Here is a 25,542-nt window from a genome sequence, read left to right as displayed (position 1 = left end):
GAATCGTCTTAATACCGGCGACGCCGGGATTGCTCATTCGGCAACCCCGTCATCCTTCAATATATCCGACGATGATTCATCATCCATGTCATTCTGGTGCAGCACGGCCTCGCGCAGGGAGGTGAGGCCGGTGTCGGGGTCCTTGTAGGTCACGTAGGCCTTGGTGGAGACCTCGAGGATTTCGCCGGTCTTGCTTTCCGGGGCGGAGACGATGACCTGGAATCCGAGGCGCGGCAGCACCGCGAGGGCGCGCTGCGTGTAACGGCCGTCGGCCTTGATGAGCGCCTCGTCGAGGAACAGCGTGGTGTACGAGGGTTCGCTGGTCAGGCCGCCGCCGAGCAGGTAGATGAGCGCCGCGCCGTATACGAATGAGGTGAGCTCCTGCAAGGCGCCGCCCGAGCGACCACCGGTGGAGGTGATGCGTTCGTCCGGACCGTCGGCATGATGCACGATGGCGTAGAAGGACGAGCGGCAGCGCGGGTCGAGATTGCGGGCGCCGTAGCTTTTCACGCCGTTCGCGTCCTTGACCTGCGCGAGTTCGGCGCGCAGCAGCCCGACCATCGGCGCACAGGCCGCGAAGGCCTTGCGCGAGGCGTCGGAATCGTTGACGTCGGCGGATTTCCAATCGTTCAGGGTGCCGATGACGCGGATGAGCTGCGTCCAGAAGGCGCGCTCGGGACGGCGCACGTCCGCGTGCAGGGACAGGCTGCCGTGCTTGGGACCGAACTGTTGGCCTTTGAGCATGGCGTTGATGCGGTCAAGCTGGTCGTGGATGTCGCTGGCATCCGTGTCGATGGCGCGTTTGATGGTCAGGAAGCTCCTGAGCAGCTGTTCGAGGCAGCGCCGGTATTCGGCGTCGGTGGCGGCGACCGCGGCCAGCTGGGTGAGGCTGGCGAGTTCGTCGAGATAGTACCGGTAGTCCTCCACGCTGGCGGTCAGCGAGTCGTCGTCGGCCGCGTAGAGCGCGATGTAGGTGCTCATTTTCGATTCGACGCCGGTACGCGCGGCGTCGGCCTGGCCGTTCAGCAGATCGATGCGGGAGGTCATGTCCTTGCCGATGCCGGCGATGGTGCGTTCGGGGAAACTCTCCCCCGGCGCCCTCGTTCCGGCCACGCCCGCGCCGATGATCATGTGTGCGCGCATGGCGGCGTCCGCCAATCCGGCGAATCGGTTGTCGTAGGATTCGGTGAGCACCGCCGTGACTTCGTCCGGCAGTGGGCCGGTGGTGGCGTTATCGTCATCGCCGCTGTCGGCGATGACACCGGCGGCGTCCGTCGTGCCGGTGTCGGCATGGTCGCGCAGCCAGATGAGCGCCGCTTCGACGGCGCTGCCGGCGCGGGCCGCGGCCTGGTCGGATTCGATGCGCTGGCGTTCCACACGGTCGAGTTCGGCGTTCAGTTCGTCGCGCTGTTTGGCGAGTTCGGCGAGTTTGGGATCGTTTTTGATGGATGCGATGGCGTCCTGCGTGTCCGTGATGGTCCGTTGCGCGCCGGTGATGTCGATGCGTTCCCATGACGTGTAGGCGAGCTGGTTGGCCAGTTCGAGTTCGCGGTGGAGGTTATCGGACTGTGTTTTGGCGGCCGTGTAGTCGGTGTCGGCTTGGCTGAGCGCGTTGCGGGCGGCGTCGACCTGCGCTGCGAGCGCGTTGAGGTAGGTTTCGTTGACGAATCCGATGACCTGGGCGCGGTCTTTGGTGCCGTGCTGGCCGCGTGCGCCGGATTTGATCTGACCGTCGGCCTGCACCTGACGGTTGGTGCGGTCGGTGTCGTCGATGGCGGTGACGCATAGGGCGTCGAATCGTTCGGCCTGGGTCTGCGAGCGCAGCCAGTCGGCGAAGGGCGAGTCGTCGCGGTAGCGCAGTTTGCCGGACAGCCAGTCGCCGTCCTGTTCTCCGGTGAGTATGTTCGCGTGCGCGCCGGTGTCGTCGTAGTGGCGTGCGGTGTCCACGAACTGCCAGGTGTGTCGGGGCATGGTGCGCGGGTCGATGGTGCTGACTTTGGCGGCGAAGCCCTGTTCGTGGCGCTTGTCGACGAGGATGGTCTGGGCGATGGGCGCGTAGGCGACGTTCATGGCGAGACGCCAGTCTTCCTCGTGTTCGTTCACGTCCATAAGTTCGGCCACGTACGGCAGTTCGGCGGGGGTGAGTCCGGTGGCGCGGCAGAGCATGGCGCGGGTTTCGTCCATCTGCTGGGAGATGCGGGTGCGCTGGGAGCGTTGCCGGTCGAAGTCGCGTTGCAGTCGTTCGAGGTCGCCGCGTGCGCCGGCCCGCGCGTTGATGGCGGCGGTGAGGGCTTCCTCGCATTCGCCGTCTCGTTTGTTGTATTCGCGTTTGAAGTTCACGGCGTTGATGCGGCGCTCGTTCCAGGCCTGTTCGTTGCCGGGCAGCGTCTCGCCGATGGATGCGAACGTTTGTTCGATTCGTGTTCGGTTGGCTTGCACGTCTTCGAGGGTGCGGCGGGCCTGGTCGAGTTCGAGTTCGAGTCGGGTCAGGTTGCCGCCGTCCAGACCCTGCATCTGGCCTCGGATCATGTCGAGGCGGGTGCGCAGGTCTTCGGTTCGGCGGCGCAGCAGCTTGGCTTCCGCCTCGCTGTTCTGTTGTTCGGCGCGGTCGGCGGGCAGTTGGACGGCGACTTCGCCACGCATGCGGGCCAATGCCCAGTCGCGCAGCACGGCCGGCACCGTGCCGTCGACGGCCGGCTTGACCGGTTCGAAGGCGCGGGCCTTGCCGCGTGCGGCGGCGTATTCGCCGTAGGCCTGTTGGATGCCGCGCAGCGTGTCCATGCGGCGGGTTTTCTCGTCCATGGCGTGGAAGTTCCCGTCGTAACGTTCGTAGTCCTCGACCGTGGTGCGGGCCAGGCCCAGGGCTTCGGGCACGCCGAGCACGCCTTGTTTGAAGATGTCGTCGAGCCGGGAGGGCGCGTCGGCGGACTGGATCTTGTGCAGCAGTCGGCAGGCGGCCTCGCTCAGGCCCATTGCGCTCCAGATGTGTGTGTGGAACGCTTCGGCGCTGGGGAATGTGAGGCAGTCGGGGTAGGTGGCTTTGAGCTGGGCCGGCGTGAACGGGGCGTCACGGTATTGGTCCATGCGCCTGGGGTCCACGGGCTTGCCCCAGACCACGTACTGGCGGCGCACGTCACCGCGGCCGTCGCCGGGCATCAGGTAGAGGAATTTGGCGCAGGAGAGCACCTGGCCGGTGGTCTGGTTGCGATAGGTGTCCACGATGGCGCCCCACACGGGTTGCGGTGCGCCGTTCTCGTCGCGGCCGCGCAGGTAGAGCGGCTCGTCGCCGGTTTCGGTGCTGCCCACGCCGACCATGCCGCGCAGGTAGGTGTAGTCGCTGCGTTCGGAGCGGCCGGAGTTCGAGGCCTTGTTGAACGGCGTGCCGGTTGGGTACAGCAGGGAGATCTGCGCGTCGACCAGCGTGGATTTGCCGGATTCGCTGGCGCCGGCGAGCAGGGTCACCGGCAGCTTGTGGTCCGTGGAGGGGCGGAATTCGTGGTAGCCCTCATAGGAGCCCCAGTTGATGAGTCGGCGGGATTCCAGCATCCACCGGTCCGCGATCATCTGCACGTCTGTCGCCTGCATCATTCGGCTTCCTTCTCGTCATCGTCATCTTCCGTGTCGCCGTCGCCGTGTTCCACGACGTCGAGCCAGGTGTCGGCCAGTTCGCGGTCGAGCACCACGGGCACGAGCGGCGTGATCTGGTACATGGCTTCGTCGTCCAGGCGCACCAAATACCCGTAGGTGATCATCGCGGAGACGATGGCGCCGATCTGCTTTGCCACGCCTTCCTCGTCGTTGCGGGCGGCCAGATAGCCGGCGCCGGTGGCGAGCGCGGCGCGGATCTCCTCAAAGCTGACGAGCCAGTCGGCGGGGTCGGCGTGCACGTTCTCGTATTCGAGGACGCGGATGCGCAGGAAGGCGAGCAGCGCGGCCTCCTCGCGTTTGAGGCTGACGCGGGTTTTGAGCGAGCGCAGGGTCACGTCGTCGCCGGCCACGGGCGTGGCGTACATGATGCGGTAGCGTTCGTTGATCACCAAGTCGAGCAGGTCGTTGTTCAGGGAGCGTACGACGGCGTCGCGGTTGTCGAGCACGGTGTCGTAGGTGGGCCCGCTGATATAGCGGTCGCGTTTGAGGGCGATGGCGGCCATGCGTGCCTCGGCCGGCATGTCGCCGGTGTCGCCTTCGAACAGGGCGTACGGGTTGGCGTTGTCCATATGTTCCTCGTGTTCCTCGGCCACGGTCATCCTTCCTCCACAATGATGTTCAGCTCGTCCATGTCGGCCAGCACCGGTCTAGTGATCCAGTTCCGGGGCTCGCCGTCGATCGATACGCAATGCCAGGTCGCGGTATCGCCGCGCTGCGCCGGGGCCGGCTCAGTGACGATGTCGCTGTCGATGCCGACGCCGTCAGTGGACGGCTCGTCAGCGATGGCGCTGCCGCTTGCGGCTCCCAGCCCGCCCAGGAAGCCGACGATCTCGCTTTCGCGGCGTTCGCTTTCGGGCAGCCGGTTGAAGCTGGCGGCGATGTCCACGAGGGTTGCGCCGGACCTGTCATCGGACCTGTCAACGGTCACCGGGTTGCGCCGGATGAGACTGACCATGCGCAGGAGTCGGGGGCCGCCGCTGTTGACCATATCCCGCAGATCGGCCACCGGAGTCGCCTGCGGGGCTTCGGCGGCGAGGTCGCTCAGGCCGGGTGCGGTGGCGCGGGTCATGGATTTGGCCGGGCGCATCGGCAATGGCGCGAACAGCGCGTCCGCGGTGGCCGTGTCGCACGGGCGCGAGGCGTCTCCCATATGGGTTTTCGCATCTGCGTTGAGGCGCGCGTACAGTCGGTTCAAGCGGGTGAGCATCGTACGGTAGCGAGTGTCGGTTTGCTGGCGCACGAGCCGGCTGATCGCCTCGTCGGAGACGCGCATCTGACGACGCACGGCCTCGATGCCGTCGTAGATGCGGGCCAGTTCGTCGCGTATCTGGCCAAGCAGCAGGCCGGATTCGCCGGCCAGATACGGGGTTTTGGCGATGGCGCGCAGGGCTTCGTCGATTTGCTGGCGGCCCTCGTCGGTGATGATCACCTGGAAGGCGTCCTCGAAGCGGCGGCCGCTGTCCGATTCGCTGAACGAGCGGCGGTATTCATCGTGGTAGCGGGTCAGGTTCTCGTCCACGCTGATGTCGCCGGCCTGCATGCGCCGGCGCAAGGCGTCGCCGTTGTCCCGCTCGTCGAGCACGAGTTCGCGCAGGTCGATGGGCACGCCGCGCAGCGTGTTGTGGATCACGGCGATCACGTCCTCCACCTGGGCTTCGCTCAGCGTGGCATGCTGCTTGCCCTGTTGGATGCGTTTGATCTCGTGCTTGCGTTCCTTGATTTCACGGTTGAGGAGTTTGATGCGCTCGCCGGGGTCGGCGGTCAGCTGCATGCGCGCGTGCTCGATTTCCATGATGATGCTGTTGGCCTGCGCGCCGGACAGGGCGCGTGATTCGTCTTCGAGCCTGCTCAGCGCCTCGATGGCGCGGTGGGCACGGGCCGTCAAACGGTAGAGGAATCGGTGTGTGGCCGCATCATGCGAGTTGGCGAGCCAGGCGTAGTCGCCTTCGCCTTCACGGGTCAGGTCGGCGAGGATCTGATGGGCGGCCGCGGCGAAGGTCTGGTCCTCGCGCGGCGCATATTCGCCGGCGTCGGCCAGAGCGTTCAGACTTTGCGCGAACCGCTCCTCCACGGTCTCGCGCGGCAGCTCGCCGGTGAGCGGGTCGAACGTGGAACGCAGCAGCGACACGTACAGCATCGCGTTCTGGCGCAACAGCAACCGCAGGACGCCCGTCTCATACACCGGTCGCAGCCGTTCCAGCTCCCGCATCACATCGGCCACAGCATGCCTCCCTCTGTCGTGACCGCACCATACTAGCCGATGGCCGCGAACCACACCTCGCCCGCGCCACGCGTGCTCTCTCCGCCCAGCACCAATATGTCACTTTTATTGCACATGTCATCATGTGCAATAAAAGTGACATTGAGGCTGCGCACTCATGGTGATCGTTCACTCCAGCCGTCGCCCCTATTCGCCGCGCAGGGCCTCGGTCGCGGTGAGACGGGCGGCGCGGGAGGCCGGGTAGAGGCCGGCGAGGATGCCGACCAGGATGGCGGCGGCCCAGGCGAGCGGCAGGGAGGTCCAGTCGAGGGCGATCGGCCGGTCGGCTCATCGGCGAAGATGATGTCCGGCCGTTTGGCCAGGGCGCGGGCGATGGCCACACGCTGCTGTTCGCCGCCCGACAACTGGGCCGGCCGGTGATGCAGGCGATTCCCCAATCCGACCTGTTCCAATGCCTCGGAGGCCCGTTGCCGGCGTTCGCCGCGCGGCATGGTCGTGTATTGCAGGCCGGTCATCGCGTTCTCCAAGGCGGCTACGGTGGCGATCAGATGGAACTGCTGGAACACGAAGCCGATGCGCGCGGCCCGCAGGACGCTGCGCTGCCGCTCACCCATCGCATTCACATCCCCGCCGTCGTATCGCATTATTCCCGAGGTCGGCATGTCCAGCGTGCCCAGTAACGACAACAGCGTGCTTTTGCCCGAGCCGGACGGCCCGACGATGGCCACGAGCTCGCCGCGATCGATGGCCAGCGATGTATCATGCAATATCTCCAGCACGCTCCCGTCCTTGCCTGGAAACGCCTTCATCACATGCTCCAACGTCAGCAATGCCCCATGCTCTGGCTCCCGCTGGCGGGAGCTGTCAGCGCAAACTGACTGAGGGTGGTCAACGGCGGTTCCTCGGCGACCGCCCCCACCCGCTGCGCGGGAGCCCCGCCAGCGGGAGCGGAAGACGTCGTCGGTTTCGCCATGTTTTGAGTTGCTGCGCGGGAGCCCCCGCCAGCGGGGGCAAACTCGATGTCATTCATGAGACCACCACCTTGTCTCCCGCCTTGAGGCCGTCGGACTTGGTGATTTGCACTTGCGCGTCGGACACCAGCCCGATTGACACCGGCACACGCACCAACTTGCCGCCGCGTACCGCTTCGACCGCATACGCGCTGCCGGCGCTGGCGATCAGTGCGGTCACCGGCACGATCAGTGTCTCCCCGGTCGAGGCATCGGCGTTCGGGATGATGACTTGCACGGCCGTCGGCCCGAAAGCCGCCACCTACGACTGGTCCGGGAAGTCGATGCGCGCCGATGGCTGTGTGGCTTGCCCGGTGTCGCCGGTCTTCTGCCCGCCCTGACCGACCGAGGCGAGCGTCGTTTCGACGGTGGTGTTGTCCGGCAGCACGACCTGCGCCTTGTCTCCGGCTTTGAACGTCGCCGCCTTTGTGGCGGTCAACGTGGCCTGCGCATGCAGGGTGACGCCCGTATAGCTTGCCGGGCTGACCTGCGATTGGCCGAGTTTCGCGTTCACCGCCGTGATGCGGATTGGTGCGGCTGCGGCCAGGGCCACCGTATTCGGGTCGAATGTGCCGGTGACCGCGTCGCCGGTCAGGCCGCGCGAGCGCTGCCATTGCCGGATCGCCATCGCGGCCCTCATCTCCGGCTGCGTGTACATGCTGCTGGCCGCACGCCTCGGCAAATTCGGCGGCATCACCGTCATGGGCGTGATCATCGGACGGTTCCTGTTCATCTCCGGGCATTTCGTGCTTTCGTTCATCGCCTACATCAACACCGGCACGTTCTTCATCTCGATGATCGCGATTCTGGTGTGCGCGGTTCTCGGCGGCTGGTTCGGCCAGCGCATGATGAAGAAGCATTTCATCAAGGCCGGTATCGCCTGATGAATCCTGCCCGCCGGACGCTCGATCCGCGCGCGAGACTCTTCCTTCTGCTGGTGGCGAACCTCATGCTGTTCTTCCATGTAGGGCTCGCCACGCAAATCGTCATGGTCGTGCTGTTCCTGTTGCCCCTGCTGGCGGCCGCCCGATGGCGAACCGCGTTGAACTTCGGCGTGACCTATGCCGTACTCACCGCGCTGGGAATGCTCGACCCCGATGCCCTGGGACTGCCGTGGCTGCATGTGGTCTCCGCGCTGGCCGTGGGCGTCACGATGATGCTGCCCTGTTTCATCACCGACTCGCATGGCTCAACGGCGTGGCCGACCGGTACGTGGTATTCGACGGCGGACATATCGTGCAGGATTACGAGGCCGATGAATTCCTGTCCCTCTCCCCCGGCTGCGTGGCCGCCATGGGATTGCGGGCGTTTGACTTGGAACCGTATCGGCACCGGATTGCGGCCCTGGCTTCAAGCCCGGCCGCCGAATCCGGCTCCACGGACAATGCCTCTCGCTCGCCATCGAATGGTTCGCCGAGGACGACACCAGCCTCGACGCCTACGAATACACCATCGACCATGTCATCGAGCACGGTCTCGAAGACTCCCCCACCTTCGTGTTCCGCACCGCTGATCCGGCCGCCGAAGACAGCCCGTTCCGCTGGCTGCTGGCCATCAACCCTCTGCCTTCGCGCAAGGCGTTCGCCGAGGGCGGGCTGCTCAGCCACCTGCATTTCCAGTACGCCAACGATCTGCACACGCTCGTCGCCACGGATGAGGCCACCGGCGCCGAGACCTTGCGCAATCCGTGTTGGTACGCCGCCATGTGCTCCAACGAGGGAACCGTCGAGGACCGTTGCGCCATCATCCGTGCGTTGCACCACTTGCAGTAAATCTGGCAACATACGGCAGTATGACGGCTCCCCGCTAGTGAAACAGCATCGCTTCAGTAGCCGTGCGAGTGCAGATACTCATCATCGAAGCCGGAATAATGGCCGATCTCGTGCAACACGGTTTTGCGGATCTGTTGGCGCAGCTCGGCCTGTGTCGAGCATACGCGTTCATGCGGTCCCTTGAACAGGGTGATGGCGTCCCGGCATCACGCCGCTGCAGCCCGTAGTTCGCTTTGTGATGGGTATGCCCTCATACAGTCCGAGCAGCTCACCGCACGGATTGCTCATTGTGACCAGTTCGCGCTCATTGGGTTCGTCCGCAACGACGATGCCGACATTCTCCAGCACCCGCGCAAACCGTTCAGGCAAATCATCCAACACCTGTTCAATGGCCCGTCCAAACTCATCGTCACTGATGTGCATACTCAATCCTTCACCTGTTGCTTGGCTCCCACGATAACAGACATATTCCGGGTTCCGGCTTCTTGCGGGTGCCATAACGTTGCGCGGAACGCTTCCAATCATTCATTAGGTCGATTCTTCATTCATTAGGTCATGAGGCTGCGATTGTCGGTGTTGGAATGGCACCATTCCAGTGGTGACTGTCAGAGCTCACCGACCTAATGAATGAAGAATCGACCTAATGAATGCGTCCGGTCATATCTCATTGTGAAAATGACCCGGTATTGCGGTATTCCGCAATTGCACTTCCAACGATTCTGAAGTATTCATCCAGATTCTGCGTGGTAGCGAACGTTCTTCTTGTGGCGGGAAAAGTCTTATAGCCCGCGAAGGAGAGGTTGTTCCTTTTCTCGATATCTCCTTCCCATCGGTTTCGGTCATAGTGGTACCGTCCGTCGTATTCCAGAATCACATGATCATTCGGATACACCATGTCCACAACCACCTCTTTGTTCTGCAACGGGAGGTATATCGGAGCATTCACCTCCAATTCGGGTAATCCACGTTTTACCGATTCAAGGCGAAGGATGCTTTCCTGCGGCGAATCGGTGTTCTCTCTGCACAACGAGAGCGCTTTGCGAAATAATCTGATACCTGGGAATCTACCTATATCGGCGAGGAACAACGATATCTTGTCTTTCGTTGTCTGTTTCAGATGCTCATTACGGCAGGTGGCCCAATCCAAGGCAATGACCATACTTTCCACATCGACGAACTGTGCGATCTGACACAGCGCCTGTTCCACTGAAACCACGGCGATAAGATCATCAATCATCGTCTGGTCAATGCCATGACCCCAATAATGGCATTGCGTTTCGGTAAGATTCGACAATCTTTCAGCCCCGGACACCGTAACGTGCAGTTTGTTGGGGTCATAGTTGGGCTTGTAATTCAGCGTGGCCGTCATGCCAGCAAGCTGTAGCCTGGTGCCATGGCTGAAGCAAAGCTCCTGTGAAGTGCGCATCGATCTGGCACGGCATTGTTCCAGTGTTTTCTGGGCGAGGTCTCGCGCCTCATCAAGTGTGAAGAACGTGTTGTATGCATAGGACTCCATGCCATCCCCCTGATGGTTGTATCCGTGAACCGCGTTATTCACGGATACAACTCACGATGGCATAACCAACTTCTGCGCGCAACCAGCTCGGCCGAATCGGTGGATATGTGTATAACCTGCCAGCTCAGCTGTTGCGGTTGATCTCGATGTCGGTGACGGTGAGGTTGGCCTCGTTGATCAGGTTGAAGAGGATGACCTCGGCCAGCGGACCGGGCTGCATGAAGGTGTGCTGCTTGGCTTCGGAGACGTAGTCATGGCTATCACGGTAGAAGGCGGTGTCGATGCCGCCCGGATAGACGGCGACCACCTTGACGCTGGTGCCCTTGTATGCGGCCTGCAGGCTCTTGGTGTAGCCCTTCTCGCCCCACTTGGTGGCGCAGTACACGCTTTCGTTCGCGTTGCCCCGCGTGGCGGCGGTGCTCATGATCTGGGCGATTTTCACGTCACGCTCGCCACAGGTCTTGAGGGTTTCCACCGTCCACAGGATCATGCCTTTGAGACCTTTGAGGCATGTGTCGACATCGGCGGCCTCATAGGCGGTGGGCACCTTGAACGAGGGCTGGCCGGCGTTGTTGATGAGCAGGTCGATGTGACCAAGCGCAGCGATGCTCGCCACGGATTCCTTGACGAACGCTTCGTCAGTGATGTCGCCTACGAAGGCGCGGTAGGATTCGGCGGGCCACTGCGTGCTCAGCTCGGCCTGACGTTCGGCGTTGAAGTCGATGCCGGCCACCAGCCAGCCCTTGGCGATGAGTTGGCTGGCGAGCTCGTAGCCCAAACCCAGCGCGCTGCCGGTGACGATGGCGATTTTCTTACCTGTTGTGGTTGGCATGGTTGTTTCCTTTGCATGCTTGCGAGACTCCCCTCAGGCCGCCTACGGCGGCCAGCTCCCCTCAGCGAGGGGAACCTAGGGTTAACCCGCTCTTTGCTGACAGCTCCCCTCAGCGAGAGGAACCAAAAGGTAGGACTATTCTTCAGCTACGAGTTCGAGGTACGAATCATTCCAGAGGTCTTCGTCGCCGTCGGGCATGAGGAGCACGCGCTCGGGGTCGAGCGCCTCGACGGCGCCCTCATCGTGGGTGACGAGCACAATGGCGCCCTCATACTTGGCAATGGCCTTCAGAATCTCCTCACGGGAGGCGGGATCGAGGTTGTTGGTGGGCTCGTCGAGCAGCAGCACATTGGCTCGCGAGGTGACCAGCGTGGCCAAGGCCAGACGGGTCTTCTCACCGCCGGAAAGCACATGGGCCGGTTTCATCGCGTCATCGCCGGAGAACAGGAACGAGCCAAGAATGGAACGGGCCTGCGTGTTGTCGAGCTCGGGCGCCACATGCTGCAGGTTCTCCAACACGGTGGCGTTCAGATCCAAGGTGTCGTGCTCCTGCGCGAAGTAGCCGATCTTGCAGCCGTGACCGTATTCCACGGAACCGGTGTCCGGCTCCTCGATGTGGGCCAGCAGGCGCAGCGTGGTGGTCTTGCCGGCACCGTTGTAGCCGAGGATCACCACACGCGAGCCCTTGTCGATGGCCAGGTTCACGCCGGCGAACACGATGTTGGAACCGTAGGCCTTGGAGATGTCCTTGGCCATGATCGGCGTGCGGCCGCAGGGCGCGGGCTCGGGGAAACGGATGTCCGCCACCTTCTCGGCCTTCTGCGCCTCGGAGGTGTTTTCCAGCAGCTTTTCGGCGCGGCGCATCATGTTCTGCGCGGCCACGGCCTTGGCGGCCTTGGCGTGCAGTCGGATGCCCTGCTTCATGAGACGGTCGGCCTTCTTCTCGGCCACTTCGCGTTCGCGGCGGCGGCGCTCCTCGTCCACCACGCGCTGGTGCAGGTAGGCCTTCCAGCCGAGCGAATACATGTCGATCTGGCCGAGCTGCGCGTCCAGATGCCAGACCTTGTTCACCACTTCGTCCAGCAGTTCGGTGGAGTGGGAGATGACCAGGAAGCCGCCCTCGTACTTCTTCAAGTAGCCGCGCAGCCATTCGATGGAATCGGCATCCAAGTGGTTGGTCGGCTCGTCGAGGATCAGGGTGTCGGCATTGGAGAACAGGATGCGCGCCAGCTCGATGCGGCGGCGCTGGCCACCGGAGAGCGTGCCGAGCTGCTGCTCCATGACCTCCTGCGGCAGGCCGAGCGAGGCGGCCATGGAAATCGCCTCGGACTGGGCCGCGTATCCGCCGGCCTTGTCGAAGTCCTGCATGGCCTTGTCGTACCGGGTCATGGCCTTGCTCATCACGTCCGGATCCGGGTCGGTCATATCCTTTTCGGCCTTGCGAATGCGGCTGATGATGGTGGCGATGTCACGCGCGCTCATCATGCGGTCGAGCGCGGTCTGCGTGGGATCGGAGGCGTGCGTGTCTTGCGGCAGGTAGCCGAACTTGCCGGAGACGCGCACCTTGCCGGCGGTGGGCAGCATGTCGCCGGTGATCACGCGGGTCAGCGTTGTCTTGCCGGCGCCGTTGCGGCCCACCAGACCGATCTTGTCTCCCTTGGCCACATGGAAGTTGGTGGGGTGAAGCAGCGTGCGCGCGCCGATCTGAATTTCAAGTCCCTGCACCTCAATAGCCATGAATAACCTACTTGCCTGTTACGAATACTGTCTCTTACCAAAGTCCGACTGTACATCATAGCGAACACCATGCCGACCGTCCCGGCCGCAGCCGTGCGCGAGGCGCGCGACGCCCATGCAATACCCACGATGTGCGCGAAGAGGCCGCCGAAGCATGATTCGCGTCGTACACTATCTGGTATTCGAATACGCTTGCGGCGCAATGCGCACGTACTGTGGAAGGGATTTGCCGCATGGAACCAAATTATCTCGTGTTATTGGGAATCGTGATTGTGATTGTGGGTTTCGCCCTCAGACTTGATGCGATTCTGATCATTATCGTGGCGGCTTTGGTGACTGCGCTGGTCGGCGGCATTGGCGTCGACGGCTTCCTGACCACGTTGGGTACGTCGTTCGTCTCGAACCGCAGCATGGCAATTTTCATCATCGTGTTGCTGGTCACCGGCACATTGGAGCGCAACGGTCTGAAAACCGCAGCCGCGCAGCTGATCGGCAGGGTGAAGAATGCGACGCCCGGTATGGTGATCGCCCTGTATGGTGTGATGCGTCTCGTGTTCGCCGCGTTCAACGTGAGTTTTGGTGGCGTGGCCGGGTTCGTGCGTCCGGTCATTATGCCGATGGCGGTGGGCGCGATTGAAGCGTCCGGTCACGAGCCGAACGACGAGTATGTGGAAGAGCTCAAGGGCATGGCTTCCGGTATGGAGAACGTCGCATGGTTCTTTGGCCAGGTGCTGTTCGTAGGTACGGCCGGTGCGCTGCTCGTGCAGTCCACATTGAAGCCGCTGGGTTATGACGTCGAACTATTGCGCATGGCCATTATCGAGATCCCGGTCGCGGTGATTGCCGTGGCGGTCACCGCCGTCTATTACATCATCAAGGACACACGACTGCGTAAGAAGTACTACGGTGCCGAAGCCGCCGCTCAGGCCACTACCGCTACCACCACCGGCAAGGAGGCCTGATATGTCGTTCTTCATGGACCCCAGCGTGACCGTTGGCACCAAGATCCTCGAGCTCTTCTATATTTTCATGGGTTTCATGTCCGTGTATGCGGGCGTACGCAACCTACTCGATAAAACCAACAAGGCCCGCTACGGCACTTTCGTGTTCTGGACGGCGCTCGGTATCGTCATCGCGTTCGGCCGTTGGATTCCGGCCATTGCGGACGGTGTGCTCATTATCATCATGGTCATTCCCGCCATCTTCCGCCAAGTGCGTAAGGGATCGGCGTCCGATTCGAGCGCTCCCAGCACCGCCGAAGTGGCCGCGAACTTCCAGCGCATCGGCATGCGCATCTTCATTCCCGCCCTGTGCCTGGGCGTGTTCGCCATTATCGGCGCCCTGATTCCCAGCGTCAGCGCCCTGACCGGCTGCTGCATCGGTGTGATGATTGCCGCCGTGATTCTGTTCGCGTTCTCGCATGACAACAAGCCGGTCGTATTCCTCAACGATTCGGAACGCCTGTTGTCTGCCATGGGTGCGCTCTGCATGCTGCCGATGCTGCTGGCCAGTCTCGGCGCGATTTTCACAGCCGCAGGTGTCGGCGACGTGATCGCCACGCTGGTCGGCGGCATTATTCCGAAGGGCAACGTCACGCTGGGCATCATCGTATTCGGTGTGGGCATGATGCTGTTCACGATGATCATGGGCAATGCCTTCGCCGCAATTACCGTAATGACCGTGGGCATTGGCGCGCCATTCGTGCTCGCCTACGGTGCGGACCCGGCGGTGATTGGCATTCTGGCGCTGACCTGTGGCTACTGCGGCACGCTGTGCACGCCGATGGCCGCCAACTTCAACATCGTGCCCGTCGCGATGCTCGATATGAAGGACCGCATGGGCGTGGTTAAGAAGCAGGTGCTGCCTGCATTGGTGATGATTGTGGTGCAGATCGTCTATATGCTGATCGCGCAATAACCTCGTTGTCCAGATACCACAACAATCCGTGAAATAAGGAGCTAATGATGAGCAAGATTCTGGTGACCGGATTCGATCCGTTCGGCGGCGAGCCGGTTAACCCCGCATTCGAGGCAGTCAAGCTGTTGCCGGATGAAATCGCCGGTGCGACAGTGGTGAAACTGGAGATTCCGACGGTGTTCACGCGCAGTGCGACCGTGGTTGAGGAAGCCATGGTGCGCGAGCAGCCTGACTATGTGCTGTGCATTGGTCAGGCTGGTGGCCGGTCGGCTCTGACCGTGGAGAAAGTGGCCATTAATTTGGCCGAGGCGCGTATTCCCGATAATGATGGCGAGCAGCCGTTCGATATGCCGCTACGGGAGGATGGTGGCACCGCGTATTTCGCCACGTTGCCGGTCAAGGCCATGGTCAGGAACATCAATGACCACGGGATTCCCGCATTCATGTCGTATACGGCAGGCACGTATGTGTGCAACAGCATCATGTATAACGTGTTGTATCTGATTGACCGCAAATTCCCCGGCGTCAAGGGCGGTTTCATTCATGTGCCGTATGCGACCGCGCAGGGCGTGGGCAAGCCGAACGGCACGCCGACCATGGAGATCGCGACCATGGCGCGCGGTATCGAAGCCGCCATCGAAGCCGCTGTGAGCACCGAAACCGACGCCACCGACATCCTGGGCGCAACCCACTGACATACAGACAGCGATGCCCCCACTGACAACTTCTGTCGGCGGGGGCATCGCTATGCGTTGAACGTTACAGTTCGCGCAGCTGGGCGGCGATCTGGATGGATTCGACGCTGGCCTCGGCCTTGTTGCGCGTCTCCTGCCATTCGGTGGCGGGCACGGAGTCGAGCACAATGCCGGCACCGGCCTGCACGCTCGCCTCATGGTCACGCAGGAACGCGGTGCGGATGGCGATGGCCATGTCCATGTTGCCGGAGAAATCGAAGTAGCCGACGGTGCCGCCGTAGATGCCGCGGTCGGCCGGTTCCAACTCGTCGATGATTTCGACTGCGCGCGGCTTAGGAGCGCCAGACAGCGTGCCGGCCGGGAACGCGGACTTGAACACATCGAATGCAGTCAGCGAGGGGTCGACCTTGCCGGTGACCGTCGAGCAGATGTGCATGATGTGGCTGAAACGCTTGATGTCCATGAGCTGCACGACTTCCACGGACTGCGGCACGCACACCTTACTCAGGTCGTTGCGAGACAGGTCGACGAGCATGATGTGCTCGCTGCGTTCCTTCGGATCGGCAAGCAGCTCCTTGGCGAATTTCTCGTCTTCCTCAGGGGTGGCGCCGCGAGGGCGGGATCCAGCAATCGGGAAGGTCATCGCGTGGCCGTTGTCCACCTTGATGAGGGTTTCCGGGCTGGAGCCGATCACGTTGAAGTCGCGGCCCTGAGCGTCGGTCAACGCCATGAAATACATGTACGGGCTCGGGTTCAGCGTGCGCAACACACGGTACACGTCGAACGGGTCAGCAGGCGAATCGATGTCGAGGCGCTGGGAGATGACCACCTGGAACACGTCGCCGTCGACGATGTGCTGCTTGGCGCGTTTGACGGCCTGCTCGTAGTGGCTCTTCTCGGTGCGGAAGCGCAGCTCGGGTTGGGTGACCGTTTCGTCCAGAATGTTGACGCGGGACTCGTCCGGAGCCGGGGTGGCGGCATCGCGCTGCATCTGGTCGAGTCGAGCGACGGCCTCGTTGTAGGCGGCGTCGGCGCGAGTGGATTTATCATCCACATTCACCGCATTGGCGATGAGCCATACCGAACCGGATACGTGGTCGACCACGGCGATATCGGTGGCCAGGGCAAGCACGGTCTCAGGCTGTCCGGTCTCGTCCGGAGCTTCGGCGCGCAGGGTCGGTTCCCAGTGGCGGATGGCATCCCAGCCGACCGTGCCGATCAGACCGCTGGTCAGGTTCGGCAGGCCTTCCACATGCGGGGCCTTCAGAGTCTTCAACGTGGCGTGAGCGACTTCGACCACGTCACCGGTGACGGGCACGCCGACCGGGACCTTGCCCAGCCAGTCGGCCTGACCGTTGTTGGAGCGCAGTTGGGCCATCGAGTTGACGCCGATGAAGCTGTAACGGCTCCACGTGCCGCCGTATTCCGCCGATTCGAGGATGAAGGTGCCGGATCGGCCGCCGGCGAGACGCTCGTAGAAGCCGACCGGGGTGAGCGAGTCGGCGAGCAGACGGCGCACGATCGGAATCACACGGTAGCCGGCGTCGGCCAGTTCGTGGAACTGTTCGCGACTGGGCCAGGTGGCGCCCCACTTCAGGTGTTTGACGCTGCATTCGCTCATATTCGCTCCTTTACCTACAAACTCGATGTCTTGCTTCATGGTACGCGGTCGCTCGGCTTCCCTCAGTCAGGAAAGCCCGTTCTGCTGCTCGGCCGGGCGATGGCCTTCGACCACGGGCAGGGGGCCGCCTTCGAGGAAGCAGCTGCGCTTGCCGGTGTGGCATGCGGCGCCGACTTGGTCGACTTCGACGAGCAGTGCGTCGCCGTCGCAATCCAGGGACACGCCCTTGACGTATTGCACATGGCCGGAGGTATCACCCTTGCGCCAGTATTCCTGACGGGACCGGGACCAGAAGGTCACGCGGCCGGTGGTCAGCGTGCGGCGTAATGCCTCGTCGTTCATGTAGCCGACCATCAGCACCTCGTGTGTGTCGTACTGCTGGATGACGGCGGCGACCAGACCCTTGACGTCACGCTTCAGGCGCGCGGCAATACGGGGATCGAGTTCAGTGGAATTGTCGTATGTAGTGTCTGTCATACCTATCTTCTTTTTGTGGGCCACCCCCCAGTCAGCTTCGCTGACAGCTCCCGGATTATGTGCGACGTGCGCATAGCGCACTGCCACGAACAATCCACTGGATTGTTCGCCCAGCGGGAGCAAGGTGTATTCGTTTAGCGAACGGTGTAGCCGTGCTTCTTGAGTTCCGCCTTGACATCGGCGATAGTCAGGATGCCGTAATGGAATACGGATGCAGCCAGCACCGCGTCGGCACCTGCTTCGATGGCGGGCGGGAAGTCCTCGACCTTGCCGGCACCGCCGGAGGCGATGATCGGAATCTTGACTTCCTTGCGCACGGCGCGAATCATCTCGAGGTCAAAGCCTTCCTTGGTGCCGTCGGCGTCCATCGAGTTAAGCAGAATCTCGCCGGCGCCAAGCTGCTCGGCGCGCTTGACCCACCAGATGGCATCAATACCGGTGGATTTGCGGCCGCCCATCGTGGTGACCTCAAAACCCGACTGCGTGTGCTGCTCACCCTTTTCGCGGCGGGCATCCACGGAGAGCACCAGCACCTGGTTGCCGAAACGATCGGCCACACGGCTGATAAGCGACGGGTCGTTGATGGCCGCCGTGTTGACACCGACCTTGTCTGCACCGCAGCGCAGCAGTGAGTCGACGTCCTCGGGCGTGCGTACGCCGCCGCCCACGGTCATCGGAATGAACACCTGTTCGGCGGTGCGGGAGACCACGTCAATCATCGTGTTGCGGTGGGAGCTGGATGCGGTCACATCCAGGAAGGTGATCTCGTCGGCTCCCTGACGGTAGTATTCGGCCGCCAGCTCCACCGGGTCACCCGCGTCCTTGAGGTTCTCGAAATGCACACCCTTCACCACTCGACCGGCGTCAACGTCCAGGCACGGGATGACTCGTACCGCCAACGACATGCTTCACTCCCCTGTTCGGCTTTGCATTACTGTCCTTCAGACTACCTACCGCCCGTTACATGCGCCGCACCAGTTTCTGGAATATGAGAATCCGAGCTGACGCGCCCGCTGCGCGATCTCAAGGCCGCCGGCGCCAAGGTGACGCTTGCCGCCACTACCTTGGACCCGTGTGAGACGGTGCAGCACGACCGCTACGAAGGTGCAACGCTGACCCCGGACGCGCGCCTGTCCGATGTGCAGGCTGCCGACTACGACCTGCTGGTGGTGCCCGGCGGCACCTGCAATGTGGATCGTATCCGCGTCAATGAGGATGCGATCACGCTGGCGCAGGAGTTCACGCACGAAGGCAAACCGATCGCCGCGCCCTGCCATGGCGCGTGGCTGCTGGTCAACGCGGGTCTGGTGGCTGGCAAGACCGCCGCGCCCTGCCGCTATATCGCCGCTGATATCGAGAACGCGGGCGGTCATTACGTCGACGAGCAGCTGCACGTGGACGACGCCAACGGCTTCAAGCTCATCACGTCCCGCAAGCCCGACGATCTGGACTACTTCGTGGGCGCAATCAAGGATGCGCTGAAGTGACGGAATCGGCCGCAGGCGATTCCGTCACCGAAACTACCGCTCCTTGGCGGCCAACTGCCCGCAGGCACCGTCAATATCCTGGCCGCGGGTGTCACGCAGTGTGGCGGTGATGCCCGCGCGGTGCAGGATCTCCAGGAACCGCTGTTCGTCTTCCGGCTTGGAGGCGGTCCACTTCGAGCCCTCGATGGGGTTGAGCGGAATCGGGTTGACGTGGGCCCAGTTGTCGCCGTAATGGTTAAGCCTCTTGGCCAGCAACTGCGCATGCTCGGCCTGGTCGTTGATGCCGCGCATCAGCGCGTATTCGATACTGACGCGGCGCTTGGAGGCCAGCCAATAATCGTGCGCGGCATCCAACACCTGCGTGGTGTTGAAACGCTTGTTCATCGGCACCAGCTCGTCACGCAGTTCGTCGCTGGGGGCATGCAGGGAAACGGCCAGACGCACGGGAATGCCTTCGGCAGTGAGCTTCTTGATGCCGGGGACCACGCCCACCGTGGATACGGTGATGTTGCGCGCGGAAATGCCGAAGCCTTCGGGAGGCATGGCGGAAATCTGTCGTACGGCGGACAGCACGGAGTTGTAGTTGCCCATCGGCTCGCCCATGCCCATGAACACGATGTTGCTCAGTCGGCCCGCTCCCCCGGCCACTTCGCCGTCGCGCATCATTTTGGCGGCCACACGCACCTGTTCGATTATTTCACCGGTGGACATGTTACGGGTCAGGCCAAGCTTGCCGGTGGCGCAGAACGGGCAGCCCATGCCGCAGCCGACCTGCGAGGAGATGCACAGCGTGGTGCGGGTCGGGTATCGCATAAGCACCGATTCGATGAGGGAGCCGTCGAACAGCTTCCACAAGGTCTTGATGGTGGTGCCTTCGTCCGCCACTTGGCGGGTCACCTCGGTGATGAGCTGCGGGAAGAACGCGGCGGCGGCCTCGCTGCGCTTGGCTGCCGGAAAATCAGTGAATTCAGCGGCATTTACATCGAAATGGCCAAAGTAATGGTTGGCGAGCTGCTTGACTCGGAACTTCGGCAATCCGAGTTCGGCCGCTTTCTCGATGCGCTGCTCGGGCGTCATATCCACAAAGTGCAGCGGCGGCTTACCACGGCGGGCATGGTCCTTGGATAGCACGTCACGGAAGGCACCTGATGTGCCGCCGGGAGTAATGCCGGTTTCCGGAGTGTCAGGATGCTGTGTGGTCATGATGGGTTCGCTTCGCTCTCAATATCAGAAAATGGTCAAACATGCAATAGAAATATCAGAATCCACCATACGGCGTGCCGCATACGAATCAGATGGTCCATGTCTTAGCCCATGGCGAACGCATATTGAACGATGATTTCCCCCATATATGACATGTGGCACCGTGCGATATACACACGATGCCACATTGTTTCATGCACGAGGCATGCGAATCACAGTCCGGTGACCCACAGCAAGGCGCAGGTGAATGGTGCACTCATCAAAATGGAATCCACACGATCCATCACACCGCCGTGCCCCTTGAGCAGATGGCCCATGTCTTTGATACCGATATCGCGCTTGAGCATGGAAGCACACAAATCACCGAACGTGCCCACGGCACCGATGAGAATACCCGCCACGATCGGCATCCACCAACGAGTGGCCCATTTCGAGGCATCATACGTGCATGCGAATACGGCGAACGCGCCAGCCATAGCGAAGAGCATCGAGCCGATAAGGCCCTCAACGGACTTCTTCGGCGAGATACGCGGGCTGAGCTTGTGTTTGCCAAGCCAGGCACCGGCAAACAAACCGCCCGTATCGGATAGGGCAGGAAGGAACACCAGCATGATGGCGTGTGCAATCGGATGCCCATTAAAAGTCAGTGAGATGATGATGCAGCTGGCCAACAACGGAATGTACAACACGGTAAGCACGGACACAGCCACATGGCTGAGCCGGGAATGGTGCTGCTCACCGCCCTCGTGGTTGAACGATGACTCGAGGCGGGCGCTGGCGTCCGTGCTGGAGAGTTTGCCGGCGACCGCCAGTGGGAGGCGGTTGCCGACGTTGATCTTCGCGCTGGACGCGATGGCGACCAGGATGATCGACACGATGATGCTCAGGGACATCGTGATGAGATGGTACGGGGAATAATACGTGGCGATGAGGGTGAAGGACGAGCACAGCCACAGCATGATCACCGGGATATGCAGGCCCACGGTGGCGAAGTCCACCCTGAGCTCCCACAACGCCAGGATCATGAACACGACCACCAGCAACACGAACAGATCGACGCTCAGCAGCAGACACCCGACGATCAGGATGACCAGCGCCGCACCGGTGGCGATGGCCTGCGGCATGTTGCGGCCGGTCTTCTTGTTGATCTGGTCGAGCGCCTCCTCGGCCTCCTCGTGGAGTTGTTCGTTGCGTTCCATAATGCTCCGTACCAGGTCCGAATCAGACCTCCATGATCTCCTTCTGCTTGCTTTCCAGCAAGGCGTCGATCTCATCGGTGACGGACTTGGTGACCTTGTCGAGATCCTTCAGCAGACGATCGCCTTCGTCCTCGCCCATCTCGCCGTCCTTGACGGCCTTGTCGAGGGCTTCCTTGGTCTTGCGGCGAATATTGCGCACGGCCACCTTGCCGTCCTCGGCCTTGCCCTTGGCGAGCTTGACGTATTCCTTGCGGCGTTCCTCGGTGAGTTCCGGCATGGTCAGACGGATGACGTTGCCGTCACGGTTCGGGCTGACGCCGAGGTCGGAATTGCGCAGGGCCTTTTCGACGGCGCCGGCCTGGGAGGCGTCGAACGGAGTGACGGACAGGGTGCGGGGCTCGGGCACGCCGATGGAGGCCACGGCCTTGATCGGGGTCGGGGCGCCGTAGTAGTCCACGGTGATGCCGTTGAGCAGGGCCGGGTTGGCGCGGCCGGTTCGGATGCCGGAGAAGTTCTCCTTGGTGTTTTCCACGGTCTTGGCCATCTGTTCCCTGGCCTGATCAATGAGGGACATGTTCACTCCTTATATGTGATGATTGTCGATGTTGTTCGTCAGCGAACGCCCGATCCGGGACGTCCATATGCTATTCGGCCACGCGCGATTCGGCGGTGGAGACCAGCGTGCCGATCTCGTCCCCGACCAGCGCGCGGGTCACGTTGCCCGCCCCTTCGAGGCCGAAGACGCGGATGCGCTTCTTGTTGTCGCGGGCCATGGACAACGCCGAGGCGTCCATGACCGCCAGATTGTCCACGAGGGCGCGATTGTAGCTCAGGGTTTCGAAACGCTTGGCGTTCGCGTCCTTGTTCGGATCGGCGGTGTAGACGCCGTCGACGCCGTTCTTGCCCATCAGCACCTCGTCGCAATGGATTTCGAGGGAGCGCTGGATGGAGACCGTATCGGTGGAGAAATACGGCATGCCGGCACCCGCGCCGAAGATCACCACACGGCCCTTTTCGAGGTGGCGGATGGCCTTGAGCGGAATATACGGCTCGGCGACCTGTCCCATTGTGATGGCGGTCTGCACGCGGGTGGCCTGCCCCTCCTGCTCCAGGAAGTCCTGCAGAGCGAGGCAGTTCATCACCGTGCCGAGCATGCCCATGTAATCGCCGCGGGAGCGGTCGATGCCGGCCTGCTGGAGTTCGGCGCCGCGGAAGAAGTTACCGCCGCCGACGACGATGGCCACCTGCACGCCCTGCCGCACGGCCGGGACGATCTCCTCGGCGATGCGGCGGATCACATGGGTGTCGATGCCGACCTTACCGCCACCGAACGCCTCACCGGACAGTTTGAGCAGAACCCTGCGCGGCTTGTCGCTATCAGTCATATCATGCCTTCCTCAGAACCGAACATGTGAAATTATCCGTAGACCAGCGTATCGGTTTACAACGACACCCTTGGGCAACGACACCCTCGGAACACGCCATCGACGATCCGCGGGCCCTTACGACGAAACGCCATCCGTTTGACGTGCAGACGGATGGCGTTTCGCGGAATCCTACGCTAATCGCGCGAAGTGGGCCTCGGGCTCACTCCTCTTCGCCCTTGCCGACCTCGACGCGGGCGAACGCGGTGGCGGCGCCACCGACTTCCTTGAACAGGTCGCCGACGGTCTTGGACGGATCCTTGACGAACGGCTGTTCGAGCAGCACGACTTCCTTGAAGAACGCGTTGAGACGGCCTTCGACGATCTTCGGAACGATCTTCTCGGGCTTGCCCTCGGCCAGGGATTTCTCGGTGGCCACGCGACGCTCGGACTCGACCACATCGGCCGGAACGTCCTCGCGGGTCAGCCACTTGGCTCCCATGGCGGAGATCTGCAGGGCGGCTTCGTGGGCCACGGCGGCACCGGCCTTGTCGGTGGCGATCATGGCCACGATGCTCGGCGGCATCTCGGCGGACTTCTTGTGGGCGTAGACCTCGACGTGCTCGCCGGAGATCTTGGCGAACTGACCGACCTTGACGTGCTCGCCGAACAGGGCCGCGGCCTCTTCGACGGCGAGTTTGACGGTGGAGTCCCCGGCCTTGGCTTCGAGCAGTTCGTCGGCGGAGTTGGCTTCGGCGTCCACGGCGTAGCCGAGAACTTCCTCGCTGAACTCGACGAACTTCGGGGTCTTGGCCACGAAGTCGGTTTCGGAATTCAGTTCGACGGCGTAGCCGGTCTCGCCATTGGCGGTCTCGACGACCTTGGAGGCAATGGTGCCTTCCTGGGCCTTGCGGCCTTCACGCTTGCCGGCTGCGGCGATGCCCTTGGCGCGGATGATTTCCTTGGCGCGGGCGACGTCGCCTTCGGCTTCGGTCAGAGCCTTCTTGACGTCGAGCATGCCGGCGCCGGTGTCTTCACGAACCTGCTTGATCAGTGCGGCGGTAATTGCTGCCATTGATTATTCTCCTTGAGAAATTTTGCTTACCCATGAACGATGGGAAGCGCTTATTCAGGCACTTCCCATCGTAGAGCATCACTCGGCCTTGGGGGCCTCGGCGGTTTCGCCCTCGGCGGCAGCCGGAGCGGCGGCTTCAGCGGAAGCCTCGGCAGGAGCCTCGTTGGTCAGGAGTTCCTTCTCCCAAGCGGCCATCGGCTGCTCGGCGGCCTCGCCCTCGGTCTTGTTGGCGCCGGAGCGCTCCAGCAGACCTTCGGCGACGGCGTCAGCCATCAGGCTGGTCAGCAGTTCGATGCCGCGGATGGCGTCATCGTTGGCCGGGATCGGGTACTCAACGGTGTCCGGATCGGCGTTGGTGTCGACGATGGCGACAACCGGGATACCCAGCTTGTGAGCTTCCTCAACAGCCAGGGTTTCCTTGGTGATGTCAACGACGAACATCGCGGACGGGGTGCGGTTCATGTTGCGGATACCGCCCAGCTGCTTGTTGAGCTTGTCCTTCTCGCGCTCAAGCAGGAGGAGCTCCTTCTTGGTCAGGCCGGAGCCGTGCACGTCGGTGAAGTCCATTTCCTCAAGTTCCTTGAGGCGGTTGACGCGCTTGGAGACGGTCTGGAAGTTGGTCAGCATGCCGCCGAGCCAACGCTCGGAGACGTAAGGCATGTTCACGCGGGTGGCCTGGTTGGCGATAGCTTCCTGAGCCTGCTTCTTGGTGCCGACGAAGAGCACGGTGCCGTTGTGGGCCACGGTGGTCTTGATGAAGTCGTACGCCTTGTCGATCATGTCGAGCGACTTGAACAGGTTGATGATGTGGATGCCGTTGCGCTGGGTGAGGATGAACTGCTTCATCTTCGGGTTCCAACGACGGGTCTGGTGGCCGAAGTGCAGGCCAGCCTTCAGCATATCGCTCATAGTGATCTGAGCCATGGTATTACTACCTTTCATTGTCGGTTCTTGCCTGGTCATGCGCACCTGCGTGCAGCTGCTCCCCCGGTTTCACGAGTTGTGCAGCCGACCGACACAAGCCGTCGCGAGCATGACGCGAATTTGTTGTGTGCCGGTTGACAATATTGGGTGGCTCTGTACGCCAGCGACTGCGTCCGTTGCCGGGTGGCACACAAGTTTCGAGAATAGCACGGAGCCGGTACTAAAAAGGCTCCCCTCTCTGAGGGGAGCTGTCGCCGTAGGCGACTGAGGGGAGTTGCGGGCGGTACCTGCAGACCCACCCTCAGTCTCACTATGTTCGACGGCTCCCGCCAGCGGGAGCCGATTATGGACTACTTCGCCTGACGATTGCGCATGTAGCGCAGGGCTTCGCGGCGTTCTTCCTTTTCCAGGCGATCCAAATACACGTGGCCGTCGAGGTGGTCGCATTCGTGCTGAAGCATACGGCCCATCAGCCCGGAGCCCTCGAGCACGACCTCGTTGCCGTCCAGGTCGATGCCACGCACGCGCGCGTAGTCGGCACGACGGGTCTTGTACCATAAGCCGGGCACAGACAGACAACCTTCATCGCCGTACTGCTCGCCGGACTTCTCCTCGAGTACGGGGTTCAGAACGTAGCCGACCTTGCCGTCGATGTTGTAGGAGAAGGCCCTCAGGCTCACGCCGATCTGGTTGGCGGACAGGCCCGCTCGGCCCGGATCGTCCACGGTTTCCAACAGGTCGTCAACCAGGCGGCGCACGGCCGGGGTGATCTCCTTGATCTCATCGCAGGGGGTGCGCAGGACTGGGTCGGGCACGACCCTAATCTCACGGATGGCCACTATCG

The 25,542-nt window shown here is 62.4% G+C and carries 22 protein-coding genes and 4 pseudogenes; 6 read left to right on the top strand and 20 right to left on the bottom strand.

Annotated features, from left to right (window positions below; all coding sequences use genetic code 11):
• Positions 1-33: 33 nt before the first annotated feature.
• The 6 genes from BLIJ_RS05465 to BLIJ_RS05435 all read right to left on the bottom strand — a co-directional run bounded on the left by BLIJ_RS05465 (position 34) and on the right by BLIJ_RS05435 (position 7,537).
• Complete coding sequence (locus tag BLIJ_RS05465) at positions 34-3,588, bottom strand: ATP-binding protein (RefSeq protein WP_012577430.1); 3,555 nt, start codon at positions 3,586-3,588, stop codon at positions 34-36.
• Positions 3,585-4,247, bottom strand: coding sequence for a DUF4194 domain-containing protein (locus BLIJ_RS05460; RefSeq protein WP_012577429.1), 663 nt, complete (start codon positions 4,245-4,247; stop codon positions 3,585-3,587). The genes BLIJ_RS05465 and BLIJ_RS05460 overlap by 4 nt, the downstream gene beginning before the upstream one ends.
• Positions 4,244-5,869: a DUF3375 domain-containing protein gene (locus tag BLIJ_RS05455; RefSeq protein ID WP_012577428.1), complete on the bottom strand. Its 1,626-nt coding sequence runs from the start codon at positions 5,867-5,869 to the stop codon at positions 4,244-4,246. The genes BLIJ_RS05460 and BLIJ_RS05455 overlap by 4 nt, the downstream gene beginning before the upstream one ends.
• Positions 5,870-6,024: 155 nt before the next feature.
• Positions 6,025-6,678, bottom strand: a complete 654-nt coding sequence (locus BLIJ_RS05450; RefSeq protein WP_014484796.1) for an ABC transporter ATP-binding protein — start codon at positions 6,676-6,678, stop codon at positions 6,025-6,027.
• Positions 6,679-6,895: 217 nt separating this feature from the next.
• Positions 6,896-7,141, bottom strand: a complete 246-nt coding sequence (locus BLIJ_RS05440) for a permuted SH3 domain-containing protein (RefSeq protein ID WP_012577426.1) — start codon at positions 7,139-7,141, stop codon at positions 6,896-6,898.
• Positions 7,142-7,537: a hypothetical protein gene (locus tag BLIJ_RS05435; protein WP_014484794.1), complete on the bottom strand. Its 396-nt coding sequence runs from the start codon at positions 7,535-7,537 to the stop codon at positions 7,142-7,144.
• Here BLIJ_RS05435 and BLIJ_RS05430 point away from each other — a divergent pair.
• Together BLIJ_RS05430 and BLIJ_RS05420 are read left to right on the top strand one after the other, a co-directional pair.
• Positions 7,503-7,763: pseudogene (locus tag BLIJ_RS05430) on the top strand (MptD family putative ECF transporter S component); the annotation flags it as partial. The gene BLIJ_RS05435 and the pseudogene BLIJ_RS05430 sit on opposite strands and share 35 nt — an antisense overlap.
• A 469-nt stretch (positions 7,764-8,232) precedes the next feature.
• A pseudogene (locus BLIJ_RS05420) lies at positions 8,233-8,651 on the top strand (hypothetical protein); the annotation flags it as partial.
• A gap of 53 nt (positions 8,652-8,704) precedes the next feature.
• On the opposite strand, the pseudogene BLIJ_RS05415 reads toward BLIJ_RS05420, so the two are convergent.
• From BLIJ_RS05415 to BLIJ_RS05400, 4 genes and pseudogenes are all read right to left on the bottom strand, one after another.
• A pseudogene (locus tag BLIJ_RS05415) lies at positions 8,705-9,074 on the bottom strand (metallopeptidase family protein).
• A 241-nt stretch (positions 9,075-9,315) separates the two neighbouring features.
• Complete coding sequence (locus BLIJ_RS05410) at positions 9,316-10,167, bottom strand: putative endonuclease domain-containing protein (RefSeq protein ID WP_012577422.1); 852 nt, start codon at positions 10,165-10,167, stop codon at positions 9,316-9,318.
• Positions 10,168-10,291: 124 nt separating this feature from the next.
• Positions 10,292-10,999: an SDR family NAD(P)-dependent oxidoreductase gene (locus tag BLIJ_RS05405; protein WP_012577421.1), complete on the bottom strand. Its 708-nt coding sequence runs from the start codon at positions 10,997-10,999 to the stop codon at positions 10,292-10,294.
• 135 nt (positions 11,000-11,134) lie between these two features.
• Positions 11,135-12,736, bottom strand: a complete 1,602-nt coding sequence (locus BLIJ_RS05400; protein WP_012577420.1) for an ABC-F family ATP-binding cassette domain-containing protein — start codon at positions 12,734-12,736, stop codon at positions 11,135-11,137.
• A gap of 233 nt (positions 12,737-12,969) precedes the next feature.
• On the opposite strand from BLIJ_RS05400, the gene BLIJ_RS05395 reads away from it, so the two are divergent.
• From BLIJ_RS05395 to pcp, 3 genes are read left to right on the top strand one after another with little or no spacing between them, the layout of a single operon-like run.
• Positions 12,970-13,698 carry a DUF969 domain-containing protein gene (locus BLIJ_RS05395; RefSeq protein ID WP_012577419.1) on the top strand — a complete coding sequence of 243 codons (729 nt, stop codon included), beginning with the start codon at positions 12,970-12,972 and terminating at the stop codon, positions 13,696-13,698.
• Position 13,699: 1 nt separating this feature from the next.
• Entirely contained in the window at positions 13,700-14,653 is a 954-nt protein-coding gene (locus BLIJ_RS05390; RefSeq protein ID WP_012577418.1) for a DUF979 domain-containing protein, read from the top strand.
• Positions 14,654-14,700: 47 nt separating this feature from the next.
• Positions 14,701-15,348 (top strand): pyroglutamyl-peptidase I, encoded by a 648-nt coding sequence (pcp, locus tag BLIJ_RS05385; protein WP_012577417.1) that lies wholly within the window; start codon positions 14,701-14,703, stop codon positions 15,346-15,348.
• A gap of 64 nt (positions 15,349-15,412) precedes the next feature.
• Here pcp and trpE read toward each other — a convergent pair whose 3' ends face one another.
• The 3 genes from trpE to hisF form a co-directional block, all read right to left on the bottom strand.
• The gene (trpE, locus tag BLIJ_RS05380) at positions 15,413-16,969 is read right to left on the bottom strand and encodes an anthranilate synthase component I (RefSeq protein WP_012577416.1); all 1,557 of its coding nucleotides are present in this window, start codon (positions 16,967-16,969) and stop codon (positions 15,413-15,415) included.
• A gap of 66 nt (positions 16,970-17,035) precedes the next feature.
• Entirely contained in the window at positions 17,036-17,446 is a 411-nt protein-coding gene (hisI, locus tag BLIJ_RS05375) for a phosphoribosyl-AMP cyclohydrolase (RefSeq protein ID WP_012577415.1), read from the bottom strand.
• Positions 17,447-17,580: 134 nt separating this feature from the next.
• Positions 17,581-18,351, bottom strand: a complete 771-nt coding sequence (hisF, locus tag BLIJ_RS05370) for an imidazole glycerol phosphate synthase subunit HisF (RefSeq protein WP_007052761.1) — start codon at positions 18,349-18,351, stop codon at positions 17,581-17,583.
• An 87-nt stretch (positions 18,352-18,438) separates the two neighbouring features.
• On the opposite strand from hisF, the pseudogene BLIJ_RS05365 reads away from it, so the two are divergent.
• Positions 18,439-18,933: pseudogene (locus tag BLIJ_RS05365) on the top strand (DJ-1/PfpI family protein); the annotation flags it as partial.
• Between the two features lie 33 nt (positions 18,934-18,966).
• Here the strand turns inward: BLIJ_RS05365 and rlmN are convergent.
• The 7 genes from rlmN to def all read right to left on the bottom strand — a co-directional run bounded on the left by rlmN (position 18,967) and on the right by def (position 25,537).
• Positions 18,967-20,136 (bottom strand): dual-specificity RNA methyltransferase RlmN, encoded by a 1,170-nt coding sequence (gene rlmN / locus BLIJ_RS05360; protein WP_012577413.1) that lies wholly within the window; start codon positions 20,134-20,136, stop codon positions 18,967-18,969.
• 212 nt (positions 20,137-20,348) lie between these two features.
• Complete coding sequence (locus BLIJ_RS05355) at positions 20,349-21,335, bottom strand: phosphatidate cytidylyltransferase (RefSeq protein WP_012577412.1); 987 nt, start codon at positions 21,333-21,335, stop codon at positions 20,349-20,351.
• A 22-nt stretch (positions 21,336-21,357) separates the two neighbouring features.
• Positions 21,358-21,909, bottom strand: a complete 552-nt coding sequence (gene frr / locus BLIJ_RS05350) for a ribosome recycling factor (protein WP_012577411.1) — start codon at positions 21,907-21,909, stop codon at positions 21,358-21,360.
• A gap of 70 nt (positions 21,910-21,979) precedes the next feature.
• Positions 21,980-22,720, bottom strand: coding sequence for a UMP kinase (gene pyrH / locus BLIJ_RS05345; protein ID WP_012577410.1), 741 nt, complete (start codon positions 22,718-22,720; stop codon positions 21,980-21,982).
• A gap of 202 nt (positions 22,721-22,922) precedes the next feature.
• Positions 22,923-23,774, bottom strand: a complete 852-nt coding sequence (gene tsf, locus BLIJ_RS05340) for a translation elongation factor Ts (protein WP_012577409.1) — start codon at positions 23,772-23,774, stop codon at positions 22,923-22,925.
• A 78-nt stretch (positions 23,775-23,852) separates the two neighbouring features.
• Positions 23,853-24,698, bottom strand: a complete 846-nt coding sequence (gene rpsB / locus BLIJ_RS05335; RefSeq protein WP_012577408.1) for a 30S ribosomal protein S2 — start codon at positions 24,696-24,698, stop codon at positions 23,853-23,855.
• Positions 24,699-25,048: 350 nt separating this feature from the next.
• Entirely contained in the window at positions 25,049-25,537 is a 489-nt protein-coding gene (def, locus tag BLIJ_RS05330) for a peptide deformylase (RefSeq protein WP_007052751.1), read from the bottom strand.
• Between the last annotated feature and the right edge of the window lie 5 nt (positions 25,538-25,542).

Origin of the sequence: Bifidobacterium longum subsp. infantis ATCC 15697 = JCM 1222 = DSM 20088 (genome assembly GCF_000269965.1) — a bacterium.
Taxonomy (GTDB): domain Bacteria; phylum Actinomycetota; class Actinomycetes; order Actinomycetales; family Bifidobacteriaceae; genus Bifidobacterium; species Bifidobacterium infantis.
Note: the sequence above shows the minus strand (reverse complement) of the source record. Positions and strands in the feature narration are given on the sequence as shown.